At 48.2% G+C, this 25,191-nt stretch carries 28 protein-coding genes; all 28 read right to left on the bottom strand.

Going from position 1 to position 25,191, the window contains the following annotated elements; translation table 11 throughout:
* Positions 1 to 24: 24 nt before the first annotated feature.
* Positions 25 to 696, bottom strand: a complete 672-nt coding sequence (gene qcrB, locus FB479_RS11835) for a menaquinol-cytochrome c reductase cytochrome b subunit (protein ID WP_106653045.1) — start codon at positions 694 to 696, stop codon at positions 25 to 27.
* A gap of 1 nt (position 697) precedes the next feature.
* On the bottom strand, positions 698 to 1,216 hold the full coding sequence (locus FB479_RS11830; protein ID WP_106653044.1) for a Rieske (2Fe-2S) protein: 519 nt from the start codon (positions 1,214 to 1,216) through the stop codon (positions 698 to 700).
* Between the two features lie 252 nt (positions 1,217 to 1,468).
* A complete protein-coding gene (locus FB479_RS11825) occupies positions 1,469 to 1,891 on the bottom strand; it encodes a DUF2487 family protein (protein WP_142065223.1) in 423 nt (140 codons plus the stop codon).
* An 89-nt stretch (positions 1,892 to 1,980) separates the two neighbouring features.
* Complete coding sequence (locus tag FB479_RS11820; protein ID WP_106653042.1) at positions 1,981 to 2,196, bottom strand: IDEAL domain-containing protein; 216 nt, start codon at positions 2,194 to 2,196, stop codon at positions 1,981 to 1,983.
* A gap of 9 nt (positions 2,197 to 2,205) precedes the next feature.
* Positions 2,206 to 3,324: a hypothetical protein gene (locus FB479_RS11815; RefSeq protein WP_106653041.1), complete on the bottom strand. Its 1,119-nt coding sequence runs from the start codon at positions 3,322 to 3,324 to the stop codon at positions 2,206 to 2,208.
* Positions 3,325 to 3,430: 106 nt separating this feature from the next.
* Positions 3,431 to 4,375 (bottom strand): tetratricopeptide repeat protein, encoded by a 945-nt coding sequence (locus tag FB479_RS11810; protein WP_142065221.1) that lies wholly within the window; start codon positions 4,373 to 4,375, stop codon positions 3,431 to 3,433.
* Between the two features lie 128 nt (positions 4,376 to 4,503).
* On the bottom strand, positions 4,504 to 5,154 hold the full coding sequence (locus tag FB479_RS11805) for a zf-HC2 domain-containing protein (protein WP_088907242.1): 651 nt from the start codon (positions 5,152 to 5,154) through the stop codon (positions 4,504 to 4,506).
* Entirely contained in the window at positions 5,151 to 5,741 is a 591-nt protein-coding gene (locus tag FB479_RS11800; RefSeq protein WP_007716581.1) for an RNA polymerase sigma factor, read from the bottom strand. Before FB479_RS11800 ends, FB479_RS11805 begins: the two co-directional genes overlap by 4 nt.
* 148 nt (positions 5,742 to 5,889) lie before the next feature.
* Positions 5,890 to 7,011, bottom strand: a complete 1,122-nt coding sequence (locus FB479_RS11795) for an amidohydrolase family protein (RefSeq protein WP_142065219.1) — start codon at positions 7,009 to 7,011, stop codon at positions 5,890 to 5,892.
* Between the two features lie 318 nt (positions 7,012 to 7,329).
* Positions 7,330 to 8,613, bottom strand: coding sequence for a 3-phosphoshikimate 1-carboxyvinyltransferase (aroA, locus tag FB479_RS11790; RefSeq protein WP_142065217.1), 1,284 nt, complete (start codon positions 8,611 to 8,613; stop codon positions 7,330 to 7,332).
* A gap of 91 nt (positions 8,614 to 8,704) precedes the next feature.
* Positions 8,705 to 9,808, bottom strand: coding sequence for a prephenate dehydrogenase (locus tag FB479_RS11785; RefSeq protein ID WP_142065684.1), 1,104 nt, complete (start codon positions 9,806 to 9,808; stop codon positions 8,705 to 8,707).
* 69 nt (positions 9,809 to 9,877) lie between these two features.
* Positions 9,878 to 10,972: a histidinol-phosphate transaminase gene (gene hisC / locus FB479_RS11780; protein WP_106653037.1), complete on the bottom strand. Its 1,095-nt coding sequence runs from the start codon at positions 10,970 to 10,972 to the stop codon at positions 9,878 to 9,880.
* 29 nt (positions 10,973 to 11,001) lie between these two features.
* Positions 11,002 to 11,820, bottom strand: coding sequence for a tryptophan synthase subunit alpha (gene trpA, locus FB479_RS11775; RefSeq protein WP_142065215.1), 819 nt, complete (start codon positions 11,818 to 11,820; stop codon positions 11,002 to 11,004).
* 2 nt (positions 11,821 to 11,822) lie between these two features.
* Entirely contained in the window at positions 11,823 to 13,043 is a 1,221-nt protein-coding gene (trpB, locus tag FB479_RS11770) for a tryptophan synthase subunit beta (protein ID WP_106653035.1), read from the bottom strand.
* On the bottom strand, positions 13,006 to 13,674 hold the full coding sequence (locus tag FB479_RS11765; RefSeq protein WP_142065213.1) for a phosphoribosylanthranilate isomerase: 669 nt from the start codon (positions 13,672 to 13,674) through the stop codon (positions 13,006 to 13,008). The genes trpB and FB479_RS11765 overlap by 38 nt, the downstream gene beginning before the upstream one ends.
* Positions 13,671 to 14,471, bottom strand: coding sequence for an indole-3-glycerol phosphate synthase TrpC (gene trpC / locus FB479_RS11760; protein WP_142065211.1), 801 nt, complete (start codon positions 14,469 to 14,471; stop codon positions 13,671 to 13,673). The genes FB479_RS11765 and trpC overlap by 4 nt, the downstream gene beginning before the upstream one ends.
* Positions 14,461 to 15,486, bottom strand: coding sequence for an anthranilate phosphoribosyltransferase (gene trpD, locus FB479_RS11755; protein WP_142065209.1), 1,026 nt, complete (start codon positions 15,484 to 15,486; stop codon positions 14,461 to 14,463). The genes trpC and trpD overlap by 11 nt, the downstream gene beginning before the upstream one ends.
* Positions 15,480 to 16,994 (bottom strand): anthranilate synthase component I, encoded by a 1,515-nt coding sequence (gene trpE, locus FB479_RS11750; RefSeq protein WP_142065207.1) that lies wholly within the window; start codon positions 16,992 to 16,994, stop codon positions 15,480 to 15,482. Before trpE ends, trpD begins: the two co-directional genes overlap by 7 nt.
* 287 nt (positions 16,995 to 17,281) lie before the next feature.
* Positions 17,282 to 17,659 carry a chorismate mutase gene (gene aroH / locus FB479_RS11745; RefSeq protein ID WP_047068990.1) on the bottom strand — a complete coding sequence of 126 codons (378 nt, stop codon included), beginning with the start codon at positions 17,657 to 17,659 and terminating at the stop codon, positions 17,282 to 17,284.
* Between the two features lie 2 nt (positions 17,660 to 17,661).
* Entirely contained in the window at positions 17,662 to 18,762 is a 1,101-nt protein-coding gene (aroB, locus tag FB479_RS11740) for a 3-dehydroquinate synthase (protein ID WP_142065205.1), read from the bottom strand.
* Entirely contained in the window at positions 18,762 to 19,925 is a 1,164-nt protein-coding gene (gene aroC / locus FB479_RS11735) for a chorismate synthase (RefSeq protein ID WP_047068988.1), read from the bottom strand. Before aroC ends, aroB begins: the two co-directional genes overlap by 1 nt.
* A 228-nt stretch (positions 19,926 to 20,153) precedes the next feature.
* Positions 20,154 to 20,312 (bottom strand): hypothetical protein, encoded by a 159-nt coding sequence (locus tag FB479_RS30480; RefSeq protein WP_007716564.1) that lies wholly within the window; start codon positions 20,310 to 20,312, stop codon positions 20,154 to 20,156.
* 76 nt (positions 20,313 to 20,388) lie between these two features.
* Positions 20,389 to 21,162 carry a CheR family methyltransferase gene (locus FB479_RS11730; RefSeq protein WP_048032639.1) on the bottom strand — a complete coding sequence of 258 codons (774 nt, stop codon included), beginning with the start codon at positions 21,160 to 21,162 and terminating at the stop codon, positions 20,389 to 20,391.
* 128 nt (positions 21,163 to 21,290) lie between these two features.
* The gene (ndk, locus tag FB479_RS11725) at positions 21,291 to 21,734 is read right to left on the bottom strand and encodes a nucleoside-diphosphate kinase (protein ID WP_007716560.1); all 444 of its coding nucleotides are present in this window, start codon (positions 21,732 to 21,734) and stop codon (positions 21,291 to 21,293) included.
* Between the two features lie 104 nt (positions 21,735 to 21,838).
* Positions 21,839 to 22,804 carry a polyprenyl synthetase family protein gene (locus FB479_RS11720; protein ID WP_142065203.1) on the bottom strand — a complete coding sequence of 322 codons (966 nt, stop codon included), beginning with the start codon at positions 22,802 to 22,804 and terminating at the stop codon, positions 21,839 to 21,841.
* A 9-nt stretch (positions 22,805 to 22,813) separates the two neighbouring features.
* Positions 22,814 to 23,677 (bottom strand): menaquinone biosynthesis protein, encoded by an 864-nt coding sequence (locus FB479_RS11715; RefSeq protein WP_106653028.1) that lies wholly within the window; start codon positions 23,675 to 23,677, stop codon positions 22,814 to 22,816.
* Between the two features lie 4 nt (positions 23,678 to 23,681).
* A complete protein-coding gene (locus FB479_RS11710; protein WP_017248115.1) occupies positions 23,682 to 24,278 on the bottom strand; it encodes a UbiX family flavin prenyltransferase in 597 nt (198 codons plus the stop codon).
* The gene (locus FB479_RS11705) at positions 24,275 to 25,144 is read right to left on the bottom strand and encodes a UbiA-like polyprenyltransferase (protein ID WP_142065201.1); all 870 of its coding nucleotides are present in this window, start codon (positions 25,142 to 25,144) and stop codon (positions 24,275 to 24,277) included. The genes FB479_RS11710 and FB479_RS11705 overlap by 4 nt, the downstream gene beginning before the upstream one ends.
* Positions 25,145 to 25,191 lie beyond the last annotated feature (47 nt).

Below are 25,191 nucleotides of genomic sequence, written 5' to 3'. Positions count from 1 at the left end.
TTTCCTCCTTTTTTCGAAGACCGATTATAGTGGACCCGAAATACCTTGCGAACGGATCATAACAAAGTGAGCTCCCAACAGACCAAGCAGTGCGCCTGGCAGGAAGAACACGTGAATCGCGAAGAAACGAGTAAGCGTTTGCGCCCCTAGAATGTCTCCGCCTGTGAGCAATGTTTTTACATATGGACCGATGAAAGGTACAGAGTCAGCGATCTGCACACCTACTTTGGTCGCAAAGTATGCGGTGTTATCCCAAGGCAAGAGATAACCTGTGAAACCGAGGCCCAGCATAACGAAGAAAATCAGTACGCCGACTACCCAGTTCAATTCACGCGGCTTTTTGTATGAACCTGTAAAGAATACACGCAGAGTATGTAGGAACATCATCACGATTACCAAGCTGGCACCCCAGTGATGCATACCGCGCACGATTACCCCGAACGCTACTTCGTTCTGGAGGTACTTAACGGATTCGTAAGCATTGATAACGTCTGGTACATAGTACATCGTCAAGAACATACCAGACAAGATTTGAATAACGGTAATAAAGAACGTAAGTCCACCAAAGCAGTAAACAAAAGCGGAAAAATGATGTGCCGGGTTCACGTGCTCAGGTACTTCGTGGTCAGCCAAGTCACGCCACATCGGAGTGATGTTTAAGCGTTCGTCGACCCAATCATACATTTTTTGCATCATTTTAGCCGTTCACCCCCGGACGAGGATTTGCTTTTACTTTACCTAAATACAATTTTCCGTCTTTGACTTCTGTCTCATACTCATCAAGAGAGGCCGTCGGTGGCGTTCCCAAAATGTGCTCGCCATTGATCGTATAACGACCCATGTGGCAAGGACAGAAGTACTCATTTGGTTGTCCAGGGCCAGTTCCCCAGTCAACCGTACACCCTAAGTGCTTACAGATCGGGGACAGAGCAAGAATCTCACCCTTGTCGTTCTTGGTAACCCATGCAGTAAGTGTAGATTCTGATTCATACCAACCGTCCTTGGTATGGACCTTGAATTCAACGCGTTTTGGCACGGCACTAAACTCATCCGGACTGCCGACAGCTACTTTATCTCCACCTGCATGTCCTTGCAGAAGGGGGTCTACCGCAAAGCGAATCATTGGGGTGATCATTCCCGCAGCAAGGAATCCGCCAGTTCCCATCAGGGCGTAGTTCAAAAATGTACGCCTGGAAATTTCGCGTTTGTCTCCCATATCTTTTTTCCCTCCTTATCCTGTAAAATAGCGCTACGATGGCATTTTCATACATATACACTAGGTCAATCCCAATCATAGCTAACGCCTATAAAGATGTCAAGAATGTCCAGTGGACATGTCTTTACCCAAACGATGTGTGACAGGATATTGTTGCCAGATTGTCAAATTTAAGACCTTGCCCCACCCATTTTTCTGTAGTATTGCCGGAAACCGCTTTCTCTATTGCGTCTCTTTTATACGTCAGAGCGTTTATCCCCGCCCGTTTTGCCACAACTTGATGACCTCTTTGTACAGCACATCCACGGTCACTTCAAAACGCAAAGAAGATTCCAGATCTTCATCCCCTACCAATAAAGTCAACACGCCTTCTTCCGCTCGTTCCTGTAATTCAATCTGTTCTCCGCGAAAATGCAGCACTACTTTATAGGGGAATTCCGCCGGAGTTCTTTGTTCCAGCTGTTCTTCTCCTATTTGATAGCTTAACGGAAATAGCAGTACGCGTCCCTTCAGTCGCTGCTCAATCCCGGCCGCTACATTTAATAAGTAGTTCATGCGTACAACATGCTCTTCTACTTTTCTCTCCGAGCTGTACAAATAAAGAGGGAGCAGTGCGGTATCCACAAAGGACCGCAACTCCTCCCAGTTTTCAAAATCGTTCAAGTTCCACTGCATAGAGCCGTCTCCTCATTTCCTTGTTCATTTCTGGAAACAAGCGTACCATGAATGGTTGGAGACTCGCAATAACGCATACGATTATGTATTTAGGCTTTCTCGTAAGCCATGATTTCTTTTAATTCGTCTGTTAAGCGCAAAAACAGCTCTTTGTTTTTCGATGCAAGTGCCTCATCAATCTCCTGAATTAGCGTACGCTTGCGATATTGACGCATCTGCTCGTCGATCACCATTTCAGATAGCAAACCGGAAACCATTTGATTGTTCGTTCCGTACGCGTTGGAATAGAAATTCGGCCACTCCATACCCATCCCTCACTTCAATAAAATAGTCGTTTCGGTAAAACCATTGTATTTTCGAAGCCAAGTCTGGCTCGCATACGTTGCGGTGTATAACCACTGTTCCTGTTCGTCTTGACCGACGCGCAACAATCCAAGGTGCACCATCATCTTGCATACCCGATTCACCAAGATATCTGTAGGTGAATCGTAGTAAAACTCTTTCATCCAATGGAGCAGCGTGTCCATCAGCGATTGCTGACTTACCCATCCACCCGATGCGATCAACGGAATGAGCTGAACCAGCATCGGCAAGTTCGGGACAGCCCGCTTGTACAGCCTCATCCAGAAGCGAATGACATCATGGTACAATTGATCGGTATACGTTTGCTCCAGTCGCTCCCTCCCCGCTTCCGTTACTGCTACCTTGCCGTCCACTTCTACAATCCATCGGTGATAGTAGCAGAAATCGTAGAGCAAGGAAAAACGGTCAGGGTATAAATCAAAGTGCAGACCGTACCCAAAACGCCATTTTTGCGGCAATAGCGGCTCTTCTTTTACGTGCAAAAATTGAAAAAGCTGCTGCTGATGACGCTTGTACATGCCACCTTCTGCGGTTAGCGGCACTGGCTCCTGCTGGAGAAATTGTAAAAATTGCATGATATCATCGCATAGTGCTGTTCCTTCATCCCTGTAAGCTTGCGGCCCCGGATGAAGGAATGCGTTTGACTCACGCCACGTTGTCAACCACGCTTGCAAGTACGGCTCACGGATGTCCAGCGGAATTTGATACTGCCCTACGGTTTTACTTTTCGCCGGAAAAATCCATCCTCGCTTCATTGCAGCTGCGACAAACTTTCGTCCTTCCTCCTGCTTTTTTTCCTTTTCACACGCCAGTGCCACCCCGGCCTTCGCCAACAAATCCTCAAGCGACATAACCGTACGCTTGTCCAGGAACAATTGGAGCAAAAAATGGGTTTCCGCACTGCTCAGCTGCTCAACTTCTTGAGAGATTGTCAACCTGTGCCTCAAGCTAGACAACAGTGACGTAATCAATTCGTTTTTGGAATGAGGGTTGCATTCGCATCCGTAATGGTTGGCAATCTGATGGAGCTGCCGGATATCGGTGTACACCAAGATCTCAGCCAAGTTCATCTGTGCATCCCTTCTTTACGATGGCTTACTTGTCTCTCATTCTTGCCAAAATGCGGAAAAATAAACAGGAAGCCACCGAAGTGACTTCCTGTTTGGCGATTTTTTATTATTCCTCTTCAGATTCATGGTCCCACAGGTCGTGAAGCTGTTGGTATTCTTTCGCTTCCTCATAGCGCCCTGCTTGAGTCAAAAGGGCAATCAGCCTGCGGATCTGATCCAAATCGAAACCTGACAACGATACATATTGCTTTAGAGCCTCAATAGCCGCTTCTGTTTTCCCCATCGAAAGATTCACATCTGCAGCTAATGGGTAAGCAGCCACATACTCATCGTCAACCGCTTGCAAACTGCTGACCAATTCTGCCGCTTCATCCAGTCGTCCAACGTAGAATGCCATCAGTGCACATCCGTAGAGGACTTCTGGGGAACGATCCATGACCAGCGCCTGACGGAATACTTGGTAAGCCTGTTCGAATTGACCGCTTTGTGCGTACGAGCGCCCCTTCGTCAAAAGCATGGACAGACTTTCATCCCCGGCTTGTTCCAGGAGCTTCATTGCTTTCTCGTCTTCTCCAATGCGGAAATACAAGTTACCTAGCGCTGCCATAATATCCTGGTTATCTGGCTCCTTCAGTCTCGCTTGCTCCAAATACTTGACCGCTACTTCATCTAAATCTTGGAGTGAATACAGATCTGCTAGCAACAAGTCAAGCTGAATGCTTTCGAAGCCAGATTCTTTGCATTCATAGAGAAGATGTTGCGCCGTCTCAAAATCACTGGAATCCAAAGCAATCTCCGCTAACAGCAGCTGGCATTCTCTGCGCAAAGAGGAATCCATTTGCGGATTTTTGGCCATGACATCTGTCAGCAATTGACTCGCCTCTTCCAAATGACCGAGTCGATACCAGACCTCTGCCAAATACATCATGACATCCGGCAAATCTTTTCCATGCTCCTGAACCTTTTGCAGAGCGGTCAACCCCAACTCTACTTCATCGTTTTCGATCCGCTTGATCGCTTCGTCTATGACATACAGCCACTTTTTCGGCATTTCTTTCACCTCATATGTATTTTGCGTGGCCTTGTTGCTCTACGCGTTTGTTGAACAACTACTCTAATAAAATAGCCACAAAAGACCGTCCGAAGACGGTCTTTTCTTTTACTCTTGATCATATACCATTATGCTCGCGTTAGCCAGCTCATTGTAAGAACAGTAATAAGGATTCCAAAAATACTAAGCACGATACTGTAATTCGGCTTGGCTAAATCAGTAGAAGTTGGCTTCCCATCGAGCGGTACGATCGAAGCAGTGGCATGTTCCAGTGAATCTCCTTGCGACGTATATGGCTGTGCTTCTACCACGTATGTACCATCGTCTGTTTGCATGGAAGAAGAAATGACTTGCGCTTTTGGCGTATTAATCTCCATGACTTCACCGTTAATAACGAGAGAATTCGCATGCTCCGTGGTACTTGTATTCACATATAAAGTGAACGAAAAGACCATGAGCAACAAAACAGCTACACTTGCAGCCATGCGTCGCATTCTCGCTGTCACACTGAAAATTTTTCTGCCTATTGGGATCGCCCACTGCTCTTCCGATAAAATACGGGCCATCACCGCATCTACAATGGAACGTGATGGAGTTACAGAATGGTATTCTTCTTTATCCATCTCCATCCACTCACCACTGTCCGACCAAATCTCATAGTCGGAACGACAGGCATAGCATGCCGCCATATGGTGATCAACCCGGCGTTGGGTCACCTCAGGCAACAGATTTTCGGCGTATTCAGGCAGTATTTCCTGAACTTCTTCACATCTCATCATCGATTCATCCCTTCAGCTTCATCCAAATGAGGGTCCAGGATGTAGTTTTCCAACTGTCCACGAATACTTTGCCGCGCTCGAAACAGTAAAGATTTCACAGAGCTCACTGTTAAATCCAGAATCGTAGCGATTTCTGTGTAATCCATTTGTTCGTACTCGCGTAATATCAATGCTGAGCGTTGCTTCTCTGGCAAGCTGTTAATTGCCAGTCTTACCATGCTCTCCCGTTCATTCCGGAGCAAAACTTGCTCAGGCAGTGTCTTGGGAGATGCCATAGGCACTTGCAACGTATCATCCAGATACACGTCAGAATTGCGGCTCTTTCGCAATTCACTGAGTACGGAGTTGCGTGCAATCGTATAGAGCCAGGTGGAGAATGTAGCTTCTACATCTCGGAAAGAATGAATGCTCTTATACGCCTTGTAAAACGTCTCCTGACATATATCCTCCGCTATATGCTCTAAATGTGCCTGACGCAAAAGATGAGTGACAAATGAGAGGATCTTTTTTTCATATCGACGAATCAGTTCAGCATAGCATTCCAGATTACCTTCTTTAATCTCTCGGATAAGCTGGGAATCGGTCATGATCAGAGATTACCTCCTTGCGATTCCGATCCCTCAGCGGCCTTTTGCATAATTAGACTGCTGGGGATGTAAAAAGTTGCGCGACCTTACGATTCTTTTTCTCGTCTGTCTGCTGGAAACCATTCACGAAAAAACCCCCAAACCGGGGTTATATGACATAAGCGTAGGGCTTCGTGTCGAATAAACACTTACCCATACCAATCAAAGGGATAAATCGCATATTTCGATATATCCATTTACCGTTCGACATAACAGATGTTGGAAGATGCATTTCACTAAAATTGAGAATAGTGGAAAGATCATACTTTGTCAACCAGTTTTCCTTTTTCAGGAAAACGATATCAGCGTCTGCGCCAGTTGTCAAGCTTCCTTTTCGCGGATACAGTCCAATTGCTTTTGCAACATTTGTCGAAGTGAGCCTGACCAGCAAGCAAAGCAATTCTTCAGGCGTACACCAGCTCTTTCGTGTATCAATCCGCACATCGTGAATTGGAGACGCTACTTGCCAGCTTCCAAACCATTGTCGATGCAATTGACGAAGACCTTGATCCGTCACTTCAGCAGGCAAACGAAAGATATGCAGGTACGGGTCATTTTCATCAAAATGAAAGGCCGCTTGAGAATCAGTGATGACTGTTCGCAACCGCCAATAACGGGTAGCCTCCAGCCAAATCTGTCGAATGTATTCCCGCTGTTCTTTTTTGAAGAACGGATCTTTTTGCACCTGCATGTGCAGGATCGTATGTTTAGACGTATGAAGTTGCAAAAGCGTTTCCCATTTTATTGTGGAAATTTCTTCTGGATTTCGAATCGTGACATGAAACGAAGAATAGCCATGGTTCATCCACTCCGCTAAGCGGTCACCGTGAAGATCGGCGACATCGATTTCCACGTGCCAAACATAATCCAGCAAACTGTTGAAATGCTGGGTTTGTTGATAGTGGATTTGCGGTCTGCTCATCCAACGCTCTGGCCGGAAGACGTCCACCAGGCTTGTACAACCCGAGCTAATGAGATTTCGCATAGCTTCTATATAAACATCCACCTCTTTGATTTTATACAACGAATGTGTCGGGAGTGCGACGAAACCAGGCAAAAGATACATATCGGTAGCATCTATTTCTTCATATAAATCGTTGAAGGGGTTTTTCGTTAAGGTATCTTTAGCAATTCGGACAATTTTCCCATGACGGATCCAAATATCTGCTTCTTTCATTCCTCGTGCTGTGACAATCGTTCCCCCGCGTATGACCATCCCTTGCTCCAGCATAGCTCGTCCCCCTCCCGCTTCTCATGCACACACTACCCTTGTACGAGCATATGCACAGAAAGGGGAAAAAGTACTAATTCGAGCCAAACCGATTTTTAAACAAAAAAAGACCGCCGTTGATGTAAGCGCATTCAAACGACGGTAGCACACACGTGCTTTCTTATATTGGATAGGAGTGGAGAGAAACCATACTGTACTTTTATAATAAACGGAATGTAAGCGCTTGTCAAATCATTTTTGCTAAAATTCGGAACGCTTTGTCTTCGCACCAATAAAAGAAGCCTGCTCCCCTAAGGGCACAAGCTTCTCTTTCATTCTTTATGCTTGGCTGATTTTCACAAGCAAGTCATGAAAGCCAGGGAAAGAAACATCAATCGCATCATCATTTCCGATCGTCGTTTCACCCTCGGCAACGAGACCTGCGATCGCCATCGCCATGCCAATTCGGTGATCCCCCATGCTATCGATGACAGCCCCTGTCAATCCTGTCTTTCCTTCGATGATCATTCCGTCATCTGTAGGTGTCACCCTAGCACCGAATTTGGACAGTTGACTAACCACCGTAGCAATACGGTCCGTCTCCTTTACTTTCAGCTCTTCGGCATCACGGATTACGGTTTGTCCCTTGGCCTGTGTTGCCATGACCGCAATCACCGGAATTTCGTCAATCAGCCGTGGAATGATATCTCCGGCAATTTCAATACCGTGCAGCTCTGAATGAGTCACGAGGAGGTCTGCAACCGGCTCTTCATTTACGACTCGCTCATTCAAAAGCTCCAGGCTTCCCCCCATCGCCTTGACAACATCAATGATACCGGTGCGGCTTGGGTTGATTCCGACATTTTCAATCAGAAGAGAGCTGCATGGTACGACCATTACGGCTGCAATCAAAAAGGCAGCGGAAGAAATGTCACCAGGAACAGAAATGGCACGGCCCTTCAGCTTTTGTCCGCCTTCTACTGAAACGGTCAAGCCATCACGCACAACTTGTACACCAAATGCTTGCAGCATACGCTCCGTATGATCGCGGGATAAATGAGGCTCTGTTACACTCGTCACGCCTTTTGCCTGCAACCCTGCCAGCATAATCGCTGATTTCACTTGTGCACTCGCAACCGGAGATTGATACGCAATCCCTTGAAGCTCCCCGCCTCGAATGGATAACGGTGTGTATTCGCCGTCTTTTCTTCCATCGATTTTGGCTCCCATTTGACGGAGTGGTCCGATCACACGGCGCATGGGTCTTTTTGCGATAGACTCATCGCCTTCCATCACCACGTGGAAAGGCTGTGTCGCCATGATCCCTGCCATTAAGCGAATGGTCGTACCGGAGTTCCCTACATCCAAATGTTGAGACGGCTCCTGCAAGCCGTACCAGCCTTTTCCTTGTACAGTCACGGCATCTCCTTGTTGTTCAATCTCGATCCCCATCCGACGAAAGCAGCTAATCGTGCTCAAGCAATCGGCACCCGGCAAAAAGCCTTCAATGGTTGTGGTTCCTTCTGCTAGAGCTCCAAACATGACGGCACGATGGGAAATGGACTTATCTCCTGGCACGCGAACGGTACCTTTGATTTGTTTGGCTTGTTGTACGCGAAGCATTTCTTCCACTCCTTTTCTCTCTCACGCTCTCCCAGATCATCAGTCGCACTGTGAAGCGTCTTCGTTGTAAAGTGTGTTTGCATAAAAAAACTTATGTGCGCTTGTATACATTGTAATCGAAAAAGCGAAGAACTTCCTCTCCCTTTTCCAACTCTTGTTGCGAATGGAACGTAATACGTAGCACCCCATAAATGTCTTCTCGTGTCTCTCTGATTTGAAGATTCGTGATGTTGATATCTCTTGCTCCCAATAGTGTCGTAATTCGTCCGATTTCGCCTGGGTTGTCGGGGATATCGATATACAAATCGTTCAAAGGAGGCAATGCACCCGTTTTGCGCTCAGGCAAGCTGTCTCGAAATTCTCGTGCCGTTTTGAAAAAATGCTCGATTCCCTCTGGATCTCCCTGTTCTACAAGGTGAACGACATCTTCCAGTGCGTTTGCCCAATCTTTTGCGATTTTCAGGATCGGATCACGGTTTTGCAGCAAGATGTCACGCCACATCTGCGGGTTGCTCGATGCAATGCGCGTAATGTCACGAAAGCCACCAGCAGCAAGCGTTGCATGCCAAGCATTTTCCTCGTCGTACCCTGCCACCAGATTCACCAGAGCAGAAGCGAGAATGTGCGGGAAATGGCTGACTGCACCCACGACCTGATCATGCGAAGCCGCGTCCATTTGCACGACTTTTGCGCGAGTCAGTGTAAGTAGTTCAGACAATTGCTTTACTTTTTCTTCAGATGTTCCCGGCGCTGGTGTCAAAACATAGTAGGCGTTTTCCATCAGACGGTCAGAAGCAGCTTCCACGCCGGATTTATGCGAGCCAGCCATCGGATGTCCACCAATAAATGTAACATGATTGGGAATAACATCCACCGCTTGTCTGACAATACCTGCTTTTGTACTGCCCACATCCGTAATGATCACACCCGGCTGCAGCTCCATTTCCACTAACGAGCGAATGGTTGCAACAATTTGCTCTACTGGTGATGCGAGGAAAATGACATTTGCTTCTCGAACTGCGGTCTGCAAATCAGTTGTGCCAGCATGAATGACACCAAGAGTCAGTGCTTTATCCAAACAATCCTGACGTAAATCGTAGCCGACTACCCGAATATTCGGATCACGTCGCATAGACAGCGCGATTGAGCCGCCGATCAACCCGACGCCGATTACAGTAATGGTGGTTTTTTTCATCTCCACTCTCTATCCTTCCTTCATCTCTCTTAGACAAAGATGCCGAGGCATGCCCGGCATCTTCGTCCTCTATTTCAATGCTCCAGTCACGATTTCTTGTAAGACAGAAAGAATCTTATCATTTTGCTCTTTGGTCCCGATGGTAATACGTTGAAAGCCTGGGAAGCCTAATGCATTACCAGAGCGAACGATGATGCCTTGAGAGAGCAGCTTCTTGAATACTTCATCAGAATCCCTTTTCAGATCAACCAAGATAAAGTTGGTCTGAGATGGATAGTAGGAGAGTCCCCACTCGTCAAAGGAATCGGTAAACTGCTTCATGCCTTCACGGTTACGATCGCGGCATGCTTTCACAAATTCCTGGTCTTGCAACGCCGCACGTGCTGCTACTTGGCCAAGTGTGCCTGTATTGAACGGCTCACGCACATGTTCCAGAGAGGAAATAAGCTCTTCTGACGCGATACCGTAACCGATACGAAGAGCAGCCAGACCGTAGATTTTGGAGAACGTACGCAAAATAATCAGGTTTGGATACTCAGCGAGCATCGGTACTGTTTGTGGATATTCTGGATCAACCACATACTCGTAGTAAGCCTCATCCAAAACGACCAGCACGTTTTTGGGAACCTTTTTCAGAAAAGCTTCCAACTCGGATGTTGTTACAATCGTGCCAGACGGATTGTTCGGGTTACATATCCATACGACCTTCGTTTGTTCGTTGACGGCAGCCGCCATCGCTTCGAGATCGTGAACGCCATCTTTCAACGGCACCTCAATCAAGTCAGCTCCTTCAATAATCCCATTTGAGCGATATTGCGAGAACGTTTGCGTCGCCATGACTGCGTTTGTTCCTTCGCCCAAAAAAGCACGAGAGATCATCAACAGAATTTCATCAGACCCGTTTCCGAAAAACAATTGGCCTGGTTTGACCCCGAGGAAGTCAGCAAGATCCCAGCGCAGATTAAGGCTTGCACCGTCTGGATAAAGGGCCAAATTGTCCAACTGTTCCGCAATGGCAGCTTTCGCCTTCGGTGAGGAACCAAAAGGATTTTCGTTGGACGCCAGCTTGATGACTTCGGTCAAACCAAATTCACGTTTCACGTCATCAATGGGCTTGCCAGGTTGATATACCGGGGCATTGAGTATGCGTTGTTTCGGTTGCATCCACGTTCACTCCAGTCACATTTTTCCCACTATTGTAGCGCACTGGCTAACTGATGTACAAAGGTTTTTATTTTTTCTACAGCTTGCGGCATCTGTTTCGGGTCTTTCAGCTGCTCAGCATGCTCCTCGATTTGCTGTACAATGGCACTTCCCACAATCACACCATTCGTATGGGGTGCTACTGCTCGTACCTGATCCGGCGTGGATATTCCGAAGCCTACCGCAGTAGGAACCGATGTACTGGCCTTTACTCGTTCCAGAAAATCTGCCAAATCCTCTCGCAGCTCGGTACGGGCACCCGTCACACCGAGCGACGATACACAATAAAGAAATCCGGTTGCTTGCGCGCCAATCGTATTGATTCTGGAACTGGAAGTTGGTGCCACCAGCGAAATGACATGAATGCCATGCTGTTTTGCAGCAGTTACTGCTGGACCGTTTTCCTCAATCGGCAAATCAGGAATGACAACACCGTCCGCACCATAGGCAGCGAGATCGGCAAAAAAGCGCTCGATGCCATATTGTAAAACTGGATTAAAGTAGGTGAACAGGACGATGGAAGCCTCCATACCTGATTCGCGGAGCCTTTTGACCAAATGCAAAGCATCCCCGATCGTCACGCCATTTTTCAGCGCACGCTCTGAAGCCCGTTGTATCGTTGGGCCGTCTGCCAAAGGATCGGAGTAAGGGACACCGAGCTCGATGAGATCAGCGCCTGCTTCGACCATCGCTTTTACAAGATGAAAGGTTGCTTCTATGGAAGGATCGCCTACCGTTAGAAACGGGATGAATCGTTTGCGATCACGATCCGCGAATAATTGATCGATTCTGTTAAGAGCTGTCGCCATGATTACTCTCCCCCTTCTGCTGTCAGGGCTTCTTGAATAGTCAGTACGTCCTTGTCGCCTCGACCGGACAAACAGATTACTAATATTTTGTCTGAAGACATCTCTTTCGCACGTTTTATCGCTTCAGCTATCGCATGTGCGCTCTCCAACGCTGGAATGATGCCTTCCGTTTGACAAAGTACTTGTACTGCCTCGAGTGCTTCCGCATCTGTTACCGATGTATAGGTCACTCTTCCAGTGTCTTTGAGATAGGCGTGCTCAGGTCCTACGCCCGGATAATCCAAGCCAGCCGAAATCGAATGCGCTTCTTGCACTTGGCCGCATTCATCCTGCAACAAGTAGGTCAAGGAACCGTGGATGACTCCTGGGCGTCCAAGTGTTAGTGTTGCCGCATGCTTTTCGGTATCGATTCCTTTTCCTGCCGCTTCTACCCCTCTGAGCGCAACAGACTCATCTTGAATGAACGGATAAAACATGCCAATCGCATTACTGCCTCCCCCAACGCAAGCAACGACCTCGTCTGGAAGCCTTCTGAGCATTTGCAGGACTTGACTGCGCGTCTCTTCACCGATAATTTTTTGGAATTCGCGAACCATGTACGGGTATGGATGTGGACCAACGACAGATCCGATGACATAAAACGTTTCATCGACATGGGAAACCCAATGGCGGATCGCTTCGTTTGTCGCATCCTTAAGTGTACGTGAGCCGGAAACCGCAGGGATAACTTCGGCTCCAAGCAGCTTCATCCGAAAAACATTCAACGACTGGCGACGAATATCTTCTTCCCCCATGAACACCTTGCAGGAGAGTCCGAGCTTTGCCGCAACGGTTGCACTTGCCACTCCATGCTGACCAGCGCCCGTTTCAGCAATAATTGATTTTTTGCCCATGCGCTTCGCAAGCAATGCTTGGCCCAATGCATTGTTCAATTTATGTGCACCTGTATGGTTGAGATCTTCTCGTTTTAAATAGATTTGGGCGCCGCCGACCGCTTTCGTCAAACGCTCTGCATAGGTGAGCGGGGTTGGGCGTCCAGCATACTCACTGAGAAGTCCATTCAATTCTTGAACAAATGCCGGATCACGACGTGCTTCTTCAAAAGCAATCTCGAGCTCTGTCACTGCATTCATCAAGGTTTCCGGAATAAACTTGCCTCCGAAGGCACCAAATCGTCCGTTTTCGTCAGGCACGACTCGTGTAGTTGTTTGAATGTTGTTCATGCGCCTTCACCCTCTCCACCAATGTTTTTATTTTTTCGGCGTCTTTTTCGCCATCCGTCTCTACTCCACTGGACACATCGACTATCCCTGCTTGATACTGTCCCATTAATTCTCCGACATTCTCCGCATGAATCCCTCCAGCAATGATGCAGTCTGCTTCCTCGCATGCTGCTTGCAACGTAGGGATTTGCTCCCACGAAAACTTTTTCCCTGTGCCACCTGCTTGACTTGGGTCATACGTATCAAACAAAAAGGCACTGACAATGCCTCGATAGGATTGGATTGCTTGCGCAGCATCCGCTTCTCCGCCCACTGCCAACGCCTTCCATACCGGAATGGCGAACCGCTCCCGAACTTGCTGGCAAAATTGTGGCGTCTCCTGTCCATGCAATTGGATCACGGCTAACGGTGCCTTGCTTAGCACTTCCTCCAGCTCCTCCATCGTCGGATTCACGAACACACCAACAGCAGGAGGATGGCCCGGAACGGCTGCAAGCAAATGTCCAGCAGTCTGAGCATCAACTTTTCGCTTACTTGGGGCAAAAACAAGGCCTACATAATCGACTTCCAGCTCTTTTAACTGTGCAAGTGTTTCCGCTCGTTTAATCCCACATATTTTCAAACGAGTCATACACTCACCCCCGGTGCTGCTTCTCCCACGAGATCAATAACTGCGCGCTCTACGTCTGTTTGGCGCATGAAATGCTCTCCAACCAGCACAGCCCGGGCACCTGCACTTCGTACATTCTCTATATCCGCTGGTGTCGAAATTCCACTCTCGCTCACGATTGTCAATGACGCAGGCAGTTCTGCAATCAACTCATGCGTAACGGCCAGGTCAGTTTGAAACGTATTTAAGTTTCGATTGTTGATCCCGAGCAATTTCGGTTCCATTGCTTGAAAAACAAGCTCGCATTCGCGTTTGTCATGGACCTCAACCAGTACATCCATGCCCAGCTCCTCGGCCGTTTGGTTCAGGTGGCGAAGCGTATCCCGATCGAGAATGGCTGCAATAAGCAATACACAATCAGCGCCTGCTGCTCTTGCTTCCACGACTTGAATTTCATCCAGTAGAAAGTCTTTTCTGAGTAACGGGCGATCAATTGCCTCGTGAATTTGTCGTAGATAGCTCAAGCTCCCTTGAAAAAAGGACTCGTCTGTCAAAACAGACAAGCATTCTGCCCGAGCCGCCTGATAAGCCTTCGCGATGCTCACTGCCTGGAAATCAGGTCGGATCAATCCTTTGGACGGGGATGCTTTTTTTACTTCGGCAATTACGCTTACAGGCCGTACACTCGTCTCCAGTGCTTGACGAAATCCGCGTGGACGTTGAACTTCCTTCGCTGCAAAAAGCAATGCTGCAACTGTTGTATCTGTATAAAGACGTGCAATCTCTTCGCGTTTCTTCTCTACGATTTTACGAAGCATGAATCATACCTCCTGCGATGTGACGAACGTGCTCGAGCTTGCGCATGACCAGTCCGCCGTCGATCAGTTCCGCTGCACGTATCACTCCTGTTTCAATCGAGCTAACTCGATCTGCGAGATAGAGGATCGCTCCCGCATTCAGCAATACGATGTCGCGGGCTGCCCCACGTGCACCGGCAAACACGTCGTGAATGATCTTGGCATTCTCATTGGCATCACCGCCGCGCAAAGCATCCTTTTCATGTCTGCGCAGACCGCACTGCTCTGGCTCGATTTCATAAGTCAAAATACGCCCATCCCGCAACTCGGCAATGTGGCTCGTTCCCGTAACGGTCAATTCATCCAGACCATCCGAGCCGGCAACAACGAGCGCTCTGTTTACATCGAGCTCGTGTAAGACTGCGGCTACATTTGGAAGCAGCTTGGCATCATAAACGCCCATCAGCTGATGGCTGGCACCTGCTGGATTCGTCAATGGTCCCAGCAAGTTAAACACCGTACGAATCGCCAATTCTTTTCGCGGACCAGCCGCATGCTTCATCGCTTGGTGGTACAGGGGAGCGAAGAGGAAGCAGAGATTGGTTGCACGCAGGCAGTCTGCGGCGTCCTTTGGGGATAAATTGACGGGCACTCCCAACGCTTCCAACACATCAGCACTGCCGCTTTTGCTGGAAACCGCACGATTCCCATGCTTGGCGATGCGTACACCGTCAGCTGCTGCGACAATTGCACTCGCCGTCGAAATGTTAAAGGTATGACTTCCGTCTCCGCCTGTTCCGCAAGTGTCTACCAGACCTGGCAGATCGATCGGAAAACTCATCGCCCGTGCTCTCATGGCTTTAGCAAAACCGATAATCTCTTCCACTTGCTCGCCTTTCAAGCGAAGACTCGCTAAAAATGCACCAATTTGAGCTGGAGTTGCCTTTCCGTCCATAATCTCGCCCATGGCCTCTTCTGCCACCGTCCGTGTTAAGTGCTTCCCAAGCAGAATTTGTTCCAGCGCGTATGTTAGCATGACAGCTCCACCTTTCTGACAAACATCTGTTCAGCTTTTTCTAACGCAGAGAGCATCGCTGCTGCTTTGTTCACCGTCTCTTGATATTCACTCGCAGGGACCGAGTCGGCTACGATGCCTGCTCCTGCCTGTACATGTGCGTAACCATCCTGAATGAACAACGTTCGAATCGTAATACAGCTATCGAGTGAACCATCAAACGAAATGTAGCCAATTGCTCCCGCATACAGATGGCGTGCGTCAGGTTCAAGCTCTGCAATAATTTCCATCGCCCGCAGCTTGGGAGAACCAGATACTGTCCCAGCCGGAAAAGCACTCAGCAATGCATCGAATGCGTGCAGTCCCTCCCGAAGCTTGCCGGTCACATGCGAAACCATATGCATCACATGGGAGTAGTTCTCAATAACCAATGCTTCTTCCACTTCCACGCTTCCATAAGCAGAGACCTTTCCTACATCGTTGCGCCCTAGATCCAGCAGCATGTAGTGCTCGGCTCTCTCCTTTTTATCTGCCAAAAGATCAGCCGCCAACGCAGCATCTTCTTGTGGAGTCGCCCCTCTTTTTCGCGTTCCTGCAATCGGCCGCATCTCTACCTTTTCATCTTCTACACGCACGAGCAGCTCTGGTGAAGTCCCGACGACTGTCTCGCCCTCGTATTCGAGATAGTACATGTACGGTGAAGGATTCAGTGTTCGCAGCAATCGATACACCGCAAAAGGATCGACATCTGTCTTTACAGAAAAACGTTGGGACAACACGACTTGAAAAATGTCGCCGGCTGCGATGTATTCTTTCGCCTGCACGACTAGTTGCTCGTATTGCTCACGCGTCATATTTGGCTGTACGGTCAATGGCGCTGGTGTATCCGCCGCAACCTGAATGCGTTGATCCATTTCAAGCGGAGTCGAAACTTTGCTAGCCAGCTCCTCGATTCGTTCGCAGACTTGCTTGTATTTTTCGCCAATAGTGTCTGCGGTGTCACCCGGCTCGACATGGAGATTCACAATCAATTGAATTTCCTGCTTCAAATGATCAAAGGCGATCATCTCATCGACAAACAGAAAACGCATATCTGGCACTCGTACAGCTTCCTTGCGATGTGCCGGTAAATTTTCGAAATAGCGCAGCGTATTGTAGCCGAAAAAGCCCACCGCACCACCACTGAGACGAGGCAGCCCGGGTAACTTTGGGCTTTTGTAGCGATCGGTTTCTTCACGCAAAAAGGACACGGGATTACCAGTCTGGACAAGCTTTTCACCAGTTCGATAGGAAACGGTGATTTCTTCACCTTTTGCTTCCACGATCTGAAAAGGATTCATGCCTATGAACGAAAAACGTGCCCAACGCGCACCACCTTCTACGCTCTCCAGCAAAAAGGAATCACTCTTGCGAATCTTCTGATACAAGCGAATCGGTGTCTCCTGATCCGCTAACAGTTTCATGCTTACAGGGATAAGGGAATACGACGCCGAGAGGGTCTGAACCTCGGCTAGGGAAGGGAAATACATGGGCTCTCATCTCCTCAATTAGTGGGAGAGAAAAGGGAATAAGCATCCACCTTTTCTACACCCGCTTCCTAGAGCGAGAGGTAGGGGGAGAAATTTTTGTATACAAAAAAATCCAGACAAAGAGACCTGGATTGGGTGTCAATATGTACCCAGCCTTCTCTTCTCTCCTCAGCCTAACTCATCTCAACTCTGCTCAACTCATTCTCTGCTCTCAGCCGGCTTTTGCTTATTACCGGAAAAACGAGACGCTCTCGTTTCACTTATGGTAAAAGAGAGCGCCCTAATTGTCAACCGCGATTTGTCAAATCCGGGCGCAGCTTGACTGCTTCACGCAAAAAGACGTGATGAATGTCTTTTGCTGTCTTGTCTGTATTCACATGCATCATGACACGAATACACAGCGGCAAGCCACCCGGCACCGGGATTTCTCTTGCGCACATAAGCGGCACATATTGCCAAGCTTCTCCTTCAAGCAGGCGGGCCGCTTGAGCAGGGAAGGTCGCACAGAGGTCCTCTGTCGTCGTGATAATAATGCTGCCAATGTCTTCGGGGTTTACTTCATTGCGGCTTACCATTTCCTCCAACAACCATTTTGTAGAGGAGACAATCTCTTCGCGCGTATCGGCTTCCACCGTAACAGCGCCTCTGATTCCTCTCATTCCCATCCTTATCCCTCCACTTCTTCTCTCATGACTCCCAGTATGAGTTCTTCTTCTATATTTTTGACGACTTCAACCTGCCCGATTGCCCTAGGCAACACCAAGGCCAGCTTTCCGCCTACCGTCTTTTTGTCTCGTTTCATGGCTTCTAGCACAGCTTCCGGCGAGAGATTGCCCGGCCACGCCGTTGGCAGATGGAACAATTCCAGCATCCGTTTCGTGTGATTGTATACACCTGTCTCGGCAAAACCAATCCGTTCTGCTACCTTGGCTGCCAAGCACATCCCAATTGAGATGGCTTCCCCATGATTTAGGGTGGAGTAAGCAGACAGCGCTTCAAACGCATGACCAAACGTATGACCCAAATTAAGCAATGCACGCTGCCCTTGCTCCGTCTCGTCTTGAGAGACGATAGCCGCTTTGATTGCACAACCTTTTTCAATGGCTTTCCCTAATAATTCTGAATCGAGTTGCCATAGCAAATCAGCGTTGTCTTCCAGCCAATCGACAAAGGCAGCATCGGCGATGAGTCCGTGCTTCACAACCTCTGCAAAACCTGCTGCGACTTCACGCTTCGGTAAGCTATGCAATGCTTTCGTGTCGTAAATGACAACTTTGGGCTGATGGAAAGCACCAATGAGATTTTTTCCGAGCGGATGATTGATCGCTACTTTTCCACCAACCGAGCTATCATGTGCGAGCAAGGTAGTCGGCAATTGAACGAAATCAATGCCGCGCATGTACGTAGCAGCCACAAATCCAGCCAAGTCTCCGACGACTCCACCACCGAGAGCCAATACAGCGGACTTCCTGTCCAGCCCTGCATCAATTGCCTCTGTCATCAAACGTTCGTAGACAGCCAGGCTCTTCGATTGTTCTCCAGCAGCGATGACAGCTGAGTGGACCTGGTACCCATGCTGCCGCAAAACATCGAGCAAAGGCTCTACGTAATGAACGGCTACATTCTCATCTGTAACAATCATCAGCTTGCTAGTAGAAGCAATTCCTGCCTCTACTAGCAACGCTGCTGCCTGGTGCAAAAGGCCGTCGCCTATCACAATCTGGTAGGAACGCTCCCCCAGCTCAACAGTCAGCTTCTCTACACCCATTAGAATTTCTCCGTGTACGCACGGTATTGACGTACGTTTTCTTCCATGTCGTCAAGAGAATCAGACGGGAATTTTTCGCACATGGCACTCGCGATCTCCCATGCTACCACTGCCTCCGCAACCACACTTGCCGCTGGAACAGCACAACTGTCGGAACGTTCAATGCTCGCTGAGAATGGTTCTCTCGAGTCAATATCCACACTCATCAACGGTTTGTACAAGGTAGGGATCGGCTTCATGACTCCACGAACAACTACAGGCATTCCTGTCGTCATTCCGCCTTCGAGTCCACCTGCACGATTCGTTTTACGGCTGTAGCCGGTTTCTTCGTTCCAAATGATCTCGTCATGAACTTGCGAGCCTTTCAGACCGGCTGCCTCGAATCCGATACCGATTTCGACACCTTTGAAAGCCTGAATACTCATAATTGCTTGTGCAAGACGTCCATCCAGCTTGCGGTCCCATTGCACATGACTGCCCAAACCAATCGGAACGCCTTCTACGATCACTTCTACCGTACCACCGAGGGAATCACCGTCTTCTTTTGCTTTGTCAATCGCTGCCATCATCAGTGGCTCTGCTTCTTTATCCAAGCAGCGTACTGGCGACTCTTCGGTGCGAGCAATCAGCTCGTCCAGACTAACTTCTTGTCGCTTCGCCACGATCTCATTGATCTGGAGTACCTGTCCTCCAATACGGATACCAAATTGAGCCAGCAATTGGCGGGCTACTGCACCAACAGCTACGCGGACAGTAGTCTCACGGGCGCTGGAACGTTCCAGAATATTGCGCATATCGCGTTGATGATACTTAATCGCCCCGTTTAAATCAGCATGTCCAGGGCGTGGACGGGAAACACGACGCTTTTCTTCAGCGCCTTCCTCTACAGGCTCAGCACTCATGATTCCTTGCCAATGCGTCCAATCCTTATTTTCAACGACCAGTGTGATAGGAGCTCCGGTTGTATATCCATGACGGACACCAGAAAGAATTTTCACCTGATCCTTTTCAATCTGCATTCTTCTGCCGCGACCATGGCCTTTCTGACGACGTGCCAACTGCTCATTAATTTCCTCAATGGAAATCGGCAAGTTGCTCGGTACGCCCTCGATGATAGCTGTTAATTGCGGCCCGTGGGATTCCCCTGCTGTCAAGTAACGCATCTCTATCCTTCCTCCATCCTCCAGGCAGCCTGTATCCCCTAAAGGCACTCTTTTCGGGGTGCTGTCCTTTATCACTTTTAAGCGCTATAATATCATACCTAGTACGCCGTGGAAATACAAAAGTGGCAAACATCTGCGAAAAACCTTTTCTCCTTACAGGAAAACGCCCCTCCGTATAAGGAGAAGCGCTCTCTTTACGCTAACGCGAATGAATCAGGATTGACATACCTACACATTAAAAAAAGGATTGGGGCTCAGCGGTTTGCGAGTGTGATCCACGCGTATCAAATCATCTAGTTGTGTCCTCTCCGCCCCTAAAATCTGACCACATTCCTGCAGCGTGATCAGCCCTCGACGGTATGCTTCGATGACCTTGTGTTTATCCATCTGCTGCCTCCTCTTGCAAAGTAGGTATTCCTAGTCTTGGGAAAAAACAGCAGAGATATACCAAGGCCAACTTGAATCAACCCATTTTTCGATAGAAGAACGTATCCTCTGTCTCCAGTTGGTATTGTTGCGGCTGAAAAATTTGCTCAGTGCTGCCTACAAAGAGTACCCCGCCAGGTTTCAGTGCCCGACTAAACTTATGATACAGCTCATGCTTTGCTTCCTCGGTAAAGTAAATCATGACATTCCGGCAAATAATCAAATCAAATTGGGAATCGAATGAGTCCGCCAGCAAATTATGTTTTTTGAACGTCACTTTTCTCTTCACTTCGTCCGTGATGCGATAGCTGAGCGTATCCTTTTCAAAATACTTTGCCACGAGGTCTTTCGGACAATCTTGCAGGGAGCGGTCCGTGTATACCCCTTGCTTCGCTTTTGCCAATGCTCCTTCGTCAATATCGGAAGCGAGCACAGTTGCATCCATCTTCTTGCGTAGCAAAATCAGTGAGAGTGTGTACGGCTCCTCCCCTGTCGAGCATGCCGCACTCCAGCATTTCACCCGCGGCGATTGCTTTGCCAACCGTGGCAAAATTTTATTCTCGAGAACTTCCCACCGGCCTGGATTGCGGAAAAATTCCGATACGTTGATGGTCATCCTGTCGAGGAACTCATAGAAAAGCTCCTTGTCTTTCGCGATGGCATCGAAATACTGGGCAAATGTGTTGTACCCCCGCTTTTGTCTCAACGAGGTTAGACGGCGCTTCATCTGTGCTTCCTTGTAGAGGGCAAGATCAATTCCAGTCATTTTCTTCACACTAGCAATAAATTGGAGAAAGTCCTTATCTTCCATGCTGAATCGTACCCCCTTTGCAAACTCCCTAACTTCATTCGCTATATTTCGTCATTATCCTATCTGTTTTGACAAAGATTTTGACAAAAAAAAGAAAACCCCAATAAATGGGGTCTTCTCGATCAGTCTTAGATCCAGCGTTGGATGGTTTTCTCGAAGGAGAGAACTTCTTCAGCGGAGAACCACAGGCCGATTTCACGCTCAGCGCTCTCAGGAGAGTCAGAACCGTGGATGATGTTCATGCCAACGGAAGTAGCGAAATCGCCACGGATCGTACCGGAAGCAGCGTCTACTGGGTTTGTTTTGCCCATCATAGCGCGAGCAGTTGTGATTACGTTGTTACCTTGCCATACCATAGCGAATACTGGTCCGGAAGTGATGAAGTCTACCAGTTCACCGAAGAATGGGCGCTCTTTGTGCTCTGCATAGTGTTCCTCAGCCAGTTCGCGGCTTACTGTCATCAGCTTAGCACCTACGAGTTGGTAGCCTTTTTTCTCAAAACGGGATACGATTTCCCCGATCAGGTTGCGTTGTACGCCATCTGGTTTTACCATAAGGAATGTTTTTTCCATTGTAAGTATGCCTCCATTAGAGCTATGTATTGGTGTATAGGACACCAACGAAAATTTTATCAAAACTAGAGTGGTCAAGCAACAGGCAGACCGTCAAAATATCATTAAAATTTGCGATCGATAATATAATTGGCGATACCTGTCAAGGATGTCTTAGCTTGGTTGTTCGGCAAATCTGCAAGAATGGCATGCGCACGGGCGATATAGCGTTCAGCGAGGCGCTGCGAAAAGGCAATGCCCTCATCTTCTCGCACCATACGAACCGCTTCATCCGTATGATCCCAAAACGTATTTTGCGCGATCCATTCCTGAAATTGCGCACGTGCTTTTCCATGATGAGCCGAATAAAGCGCAGGCAACGTGATGTTTCCATGCACCAAGTCGCTTCCAGCAGGCTTCCCTAACTGCTTCTCAGTCCCTGTAAAGTCCAAAATGTCGTCGGTAATTTGAAAAGCCATCCCGACATTGTAGCCGTACCAGTACATTTTACGAATCATGTCATCTGTCGCTCCGCTTGCCACTGCTCCTAATTGACAGCTAATCGCAATTAAAAGCGCAGTCTTTCGTTTGATTCTGCGCAAATACGTACGGAAGCTTTGGTCCCAGTTATTCAAATCCTTTACTTGCTCAATCTCTCCCTTGCAAACCTCGACGATTGCATTCGAGAGAATTTGGTGCAATTGCGGGATCGGGAGCTGAGAGGCGATGGCCAATGCACGCGCAAAAATATAGTCGCCGGCGTACATGGCCACTTTGTTATCCCACTTCATCCGAACTGTATCTTTCCCGCGACGCTTATCTGCATCATCAATCACATCATCATGCACCAGGGAAGCCATGTGGATCAGTTCGAGAGGAACCGCTACATGCTTCAGTTTTTTGACGTCGTAATTGCCCCACTTCCCGCCAAGTAAAACAAAAACCGGACGAATCCGCTTTCCTCCTGCCTTGAGCAAGTGAGTCGAAGATAGATACAGCTCTCGAACTGGCGTATCAATTGCTTTTTCCAGTTCATCTTCTATGTATTGGACATCTTTTTTCATCTTGAAGTAAATATCGACTAGATTCATCCGTTCCACCTATCTCGTCAACGTAGTATTGGTCTGTCGGCCGCCAGCCTGCCACAGATCGACGGTTGCAGGTGCCGATAGAAGTCCCAGCTCCGCTGCGCATCGGTAATAGTACTCCAGTCCAATCCGCTGAACGTCACCGAAATCGTGCTGTAATCCTTGGAAATAGTGGATCCATTGCTCTTTCTCTCCACCGAAATGTGTGTGAACGTAGTCAATCAATGGGGCAGTATTCGCTCTTGTCTTCCTTTTGCTCTCTAAAAAAGAGGCATGGACTTCCGCGATCAACTCATGATGATCGGCAATAACCGCTCGACGAAGAGCCCAAATGGCAAAGGTCATGGAATAACCCGTAAATTGATGCCACAGCTCTCCTAAGTCATAGACATGCAGGTCTTTGGCCGTACGCTCAGCGGAAATGGCGTCATCCCCGATCAAGAGCGCTGCATCAGCATCCTCCAGCATTTCTTGCAAAATGGGTTCCTGTGTAACGTAGGAAATCTCATAATCGTAAAACTTATGGAGAATGATCTTTAATAGATTCACTGTGGTAGCCGATGTGTTGGTCAAGGCTATTTTGGCACCGTTTAATTGTTCAATCGGCTTTTTGCTGAACAAGAAAAGGGAGCCTACTCTCCCCATGGCACTGACAGACAGATCTGCCAATGCCACGTATTCGGAGGCATGCTCTGCATAGCTAAACGAAGAAATCGGTCCCATGTCAATCTCGCCATTCGCCATTGCGGTGTTCAACTGGGCAGGAACTTGGCGGATGAATTCGATTCGGTCTTCGAATTTTGCCTGATCAAAATAGAAGTAAACCGGCAATACATTGGTATACAAAATTTGTCCAACACGCAAAGACTTTTGCATGCGTTTATTCCCCCCAACGCCGGAACAGCGAATGTGGTACATCAATTGCATCCAAAGTTTTCCCTACCACAAAATTGATCAGATCATCCATGGTTTGCGGTTTCTGATAGTAGCCTGGCATGGCAGGCAAAATCTTGACACCCAGACGGCTTAATTTGAGCATATTCTCGAGCTGAATCGCATTGAGTGGCGTCTCTCTCGGAACGATGACCAACCGCCGCCCTTCCTTGATCATGACATCAGCAACGCGCTCCAGTAAATTACCTGACGCGCCATGTGCGATGCCAGAAACAGTCCCCATCGAGCACGGTACTACGATCATACCGTCACAGCGATAGGAACCACTGGCTGCGGGACAATTAAAATCTCGCAGTCCCCAATAATGTAGCTCACCCGAAAAGTCTTGTTGCAGCTTCTCCTGCAACAGAGCTTCTCTGTCATCTGTGTGCCAATCCAGTTCATCACGAAATACTTGCCAGCCTGCTTCTGTAATCATTAAGTGAACGATATGTCCAGCACGCAAAAGCTCCTGGACGACTCGAACACCATAGATAGCACCACTTGCACCCGTTATCCCGACAGCCCACTTTTGCTTGTTCATGCAATCACCAAATCAATCATCGTAAAGGTAAACATCACGACACTCAAGATGCCGTTCATATTGAAGAATGCCATATCCAGCTTGGTCAGGTCTGTCGGCTTCACCAGCGTGTGTTCATAGATCAAAATCGCACCAGAAATGAGCACACCTACCAAGAACCAGATAGACAAGTCCGCAACCACATACAACGACATCAGACCAACGAAAGTAAGAACGTGGCATACGCGGGCAATCAGCAGCGCATTGGCAATTCCAAAGCGGCTCGGCATGGAATAAAGTCCTTCTTTTCGGTCAAAATCGGCGTCCTGGCACGCATAAATGATATCAAATCCTGCTGTCCAGAACATAACGGATGCAAACAATAGAAGGCCAATGCCATCTACTTGACCCGTTGTCGCTACCCAGCCACCCAACGGACCAAACCCGATGGCAACCCCGAGAACAAAGTGGCAAAGCCAAGTAAAGCGTTTCGTATAAGAATAAAGCACAAGGACAAACACAGCGAGCGGCAACAATTTCACAGCCAAATCATTTAACTGGAATGCAGCAATGAACAACACTGCAAAGGACACCATGATAAACAAAATGACTTCCACAATCGAAATAAGGCCAGCAGGAATCGCTCGTGTGACCGTCCGAGGATTTTTCGCATCAATCACCCGGTCGATGACACGGTTTAAGGACATCGCTGCACTGCGAGCGCCCACCATCGCTACCGTCACCCAAAAAATTTCCGACCAGGTAGGCCATGCATTCTCTACCACAATGCTTCCCAAAACAGCTCCCATAAAAGCAAAAGGCAAGGCAAAAAGGGAGTGCTCGAATTTAATCATTTCCAAGATGATTTTCAATTTACGTAGACCCATCTATGACACTTCCTATCTAGTGAAGAAATACCGGTTTACTCCCCATA

It is taken from the genome of Brevibacillus sp. AG162 (assembly GCF_006715575.1).
GTDB lineage: Bacteria > Bacillota > Bacilli > Brevibacillales > Brevibacillaceae > Brevibacillus > Brevibacillus brevis.
The sequence above is the reverse complement of the archived record's forward strand: the minus strand, read 5'-3'. Positions and strand labels throughout refer to the sequence as shown.

Excerpts from the sequence above, each read along its gene's own strand:
- FB479_RS11805 (WP_088907242.1), bottom strand. The coding sequence starts at position 5,154 with ATGATGAGATGTGAAGAAGTTCAGGAAATACTGCCTGAATACGCCGAA.
- FB479_RS11765 (WP_142065213.1), bottom strand. The coding sequence starts at position 13,674 with ATGACTCGTTTGAAAATATGTGGGATTAAACGAGCGGAAACACTTGCA.
- ndk (WP_007716560.1), bottom strand. The coding sequence starts at position 21,734 with ATGGAAAAAACATTCCTTATGGTAAAACCAGATGGCGTACAACGCAAC.
- FB479_RS11815 (WP_106653041.1), bottom strand. The coding sequence starts at position 3,324 with ATGAACTTGGCTGAGATCTTGGTGTACACCGATATCCGGCAGCTCCAT.
- FB479_RS11785 (WP_142065684.1), bottom strand. The coding sequence starts at position 9,808 with ATGAAAAAAACCACCATTACTGTAATCGGCGTCGGGTTGATCGGCGGC.
- aroC (WP_047068988.1), bottom strand. The coding sequence starts at position 19,925 with ATGCGTTACTTGACAGCAGGGGAATCCCACGGGCCGCAATTAACAGCT.
- FB479_RS11720 (WP_142065203.1), bottom strand. The coding sequence starts at position 22,804 with ATGAATCTAGTCGATATTTACTTCAAGATGAAAAAAGATGTCCAATAC.
- FB479_RS11715 (WP_106653028.1), bottom strand. The coding sequence starts at position 23,677 with ATGCAAAAGTCTTTGCGTGTTGGACAAATTTTGTATACCAATGTATTG.
- FB479_RS11710 (WP_017248115.1), bottom strand. The coding sequence starts at position 24,278 with ATGAACAAGCAAAAGTGGGCTGTCGGGATAACGGGTGCAAGTGGTGCT.
- trpB (WP_106653035.1), bottom strand. The coding sequence starts at position 13,043 with ATGAACAACATTCAAACAACTACACGAGTCGTGCCTGACGAAAACGGA.
- FB479_RS11825 (WP_142065223.1), bottom strand. The coding sequence starts at position 1,891 with ATGCAGTGGAACTTGAACGATTTTGAAAACTGGGAGGAGTTGCGGTCC.
- aroB (WP_142065205.1), bottom strand. The coding sequence starts at position 18,762 with ATGGGTGTAGAGAAGCTGACTGTTGAGCTGGGGGAGCGTTCCTACCAG.
- FB479_RS11810 (WP_142065221.1), bottom strand. The coding sequence starts at position 4,375 with ATGCCGAAAAAGTGGCTGTATGTCATAGACGAAGCGATCAAGCGGATC.
- hisC (WP_106653037.1), bottom strand. The coding sequence starts at position 10,972 with ATGCAACCGAAACAACGCATACTCAATGCCCCGGTATATCAACCTGGC.
- trpE (WP_142065207.1), bottom strand. The coding sequence starts at position 16,994 with ATGTATTTCCCTTCCCTAGCCGAGGTTCAGACCCTCTCGGCGTCGTAT.
- trpC (WP_142065211.1), bottom strand. The coding sequence starts at position 14,471 with ATGCTTCGTAAAATCGTAGAGAAGAAACGCGAAGAGATTGCACGTCTT.
- FB479_RS11795 (WP_142065219.1), bottom strand. The coding sequence starts at position 7,011 with ATGCTGGAGCAAGGGATGGTCATACGCGGGGGAACGATTGTCACAGCA.
- trpD (WP_142065209.1), bottom strand. The coding sequence starts at position 15,486 with ATGCTAACATACGCGCTGGAACAAATTCTGCTTGGGAAGCACTTAACA.
- FB479_RS11830 (WP_106653044.1), bottom strand. The coding sequence starts at position 1,216 with ATGGGAGACAAACGCGAAATTTCCAGGCGTACATTTTTGAACTACGCC.
- aroA (WP_142065217.1), bottom strand. The coding sequence starts at position 8,613 with ATGCTTCGCGTACAACAAGCCAAACAAATCAAAGGTACCGTTCGCGTG.
- FB479_RS11705 (WP_142065201.1), bottom strand. The coding sequence starts at position 25,144 with ATGGGTCTACGTAAATTGAAAATCATCTTGGAAATGATTAAATTCGAG.
- qcrB (WP_106653045.1), bottom strand. The coding sequence starts at position 696 with ATGATGCAAAAAATGTATGATTGGGTCGACGAACGCTTAAACATCACT.
- trpA (WP_142065215.1), bottom strand. The coding sequence starts at position 11,820 with ATGGCGACAGCTCTTAACAGAATCGATCAATTATTCGCGGATCGTGAT.
- FB479_RS11820 (WP_106653042.1), bottom strand. The coding sequence starts at position 2,196 with ATGGAGTGGCCGAATTTCTATTCCAACGCGTACGGAACGAACAATCAA.
- FB479_RS11800 (WP_007716581.1), bottom strand. The coding sequence starts at position 5,741 with ATGACCGATTCCCAGCTTATCCGAGAGATTAAAGAAGGTAATCTGGAA.
- FB479_RS30480 (WP_007716564.1), bottom strand. The coding sequence starts at position 20,312 with ATGGATAAACACAAGGTCATCGAAGCATACCGTCGAGGGCTGATCACG.
- FB479_RS11730 (WP_048032639.1), bottom strand. The coding sequence starts at position 21,162 with ATGGAAGATAAGGACTTTCTCCAATTTATTGCTAGTGTGAAGAAAATG.
- aroH (WP_047068990.1), bottom strand. The coding sequence starts at position 17,659 with ATGGGAATGAGAGGAATCAGAGGCGCTGTTACGGTGGAAGCCGATACG.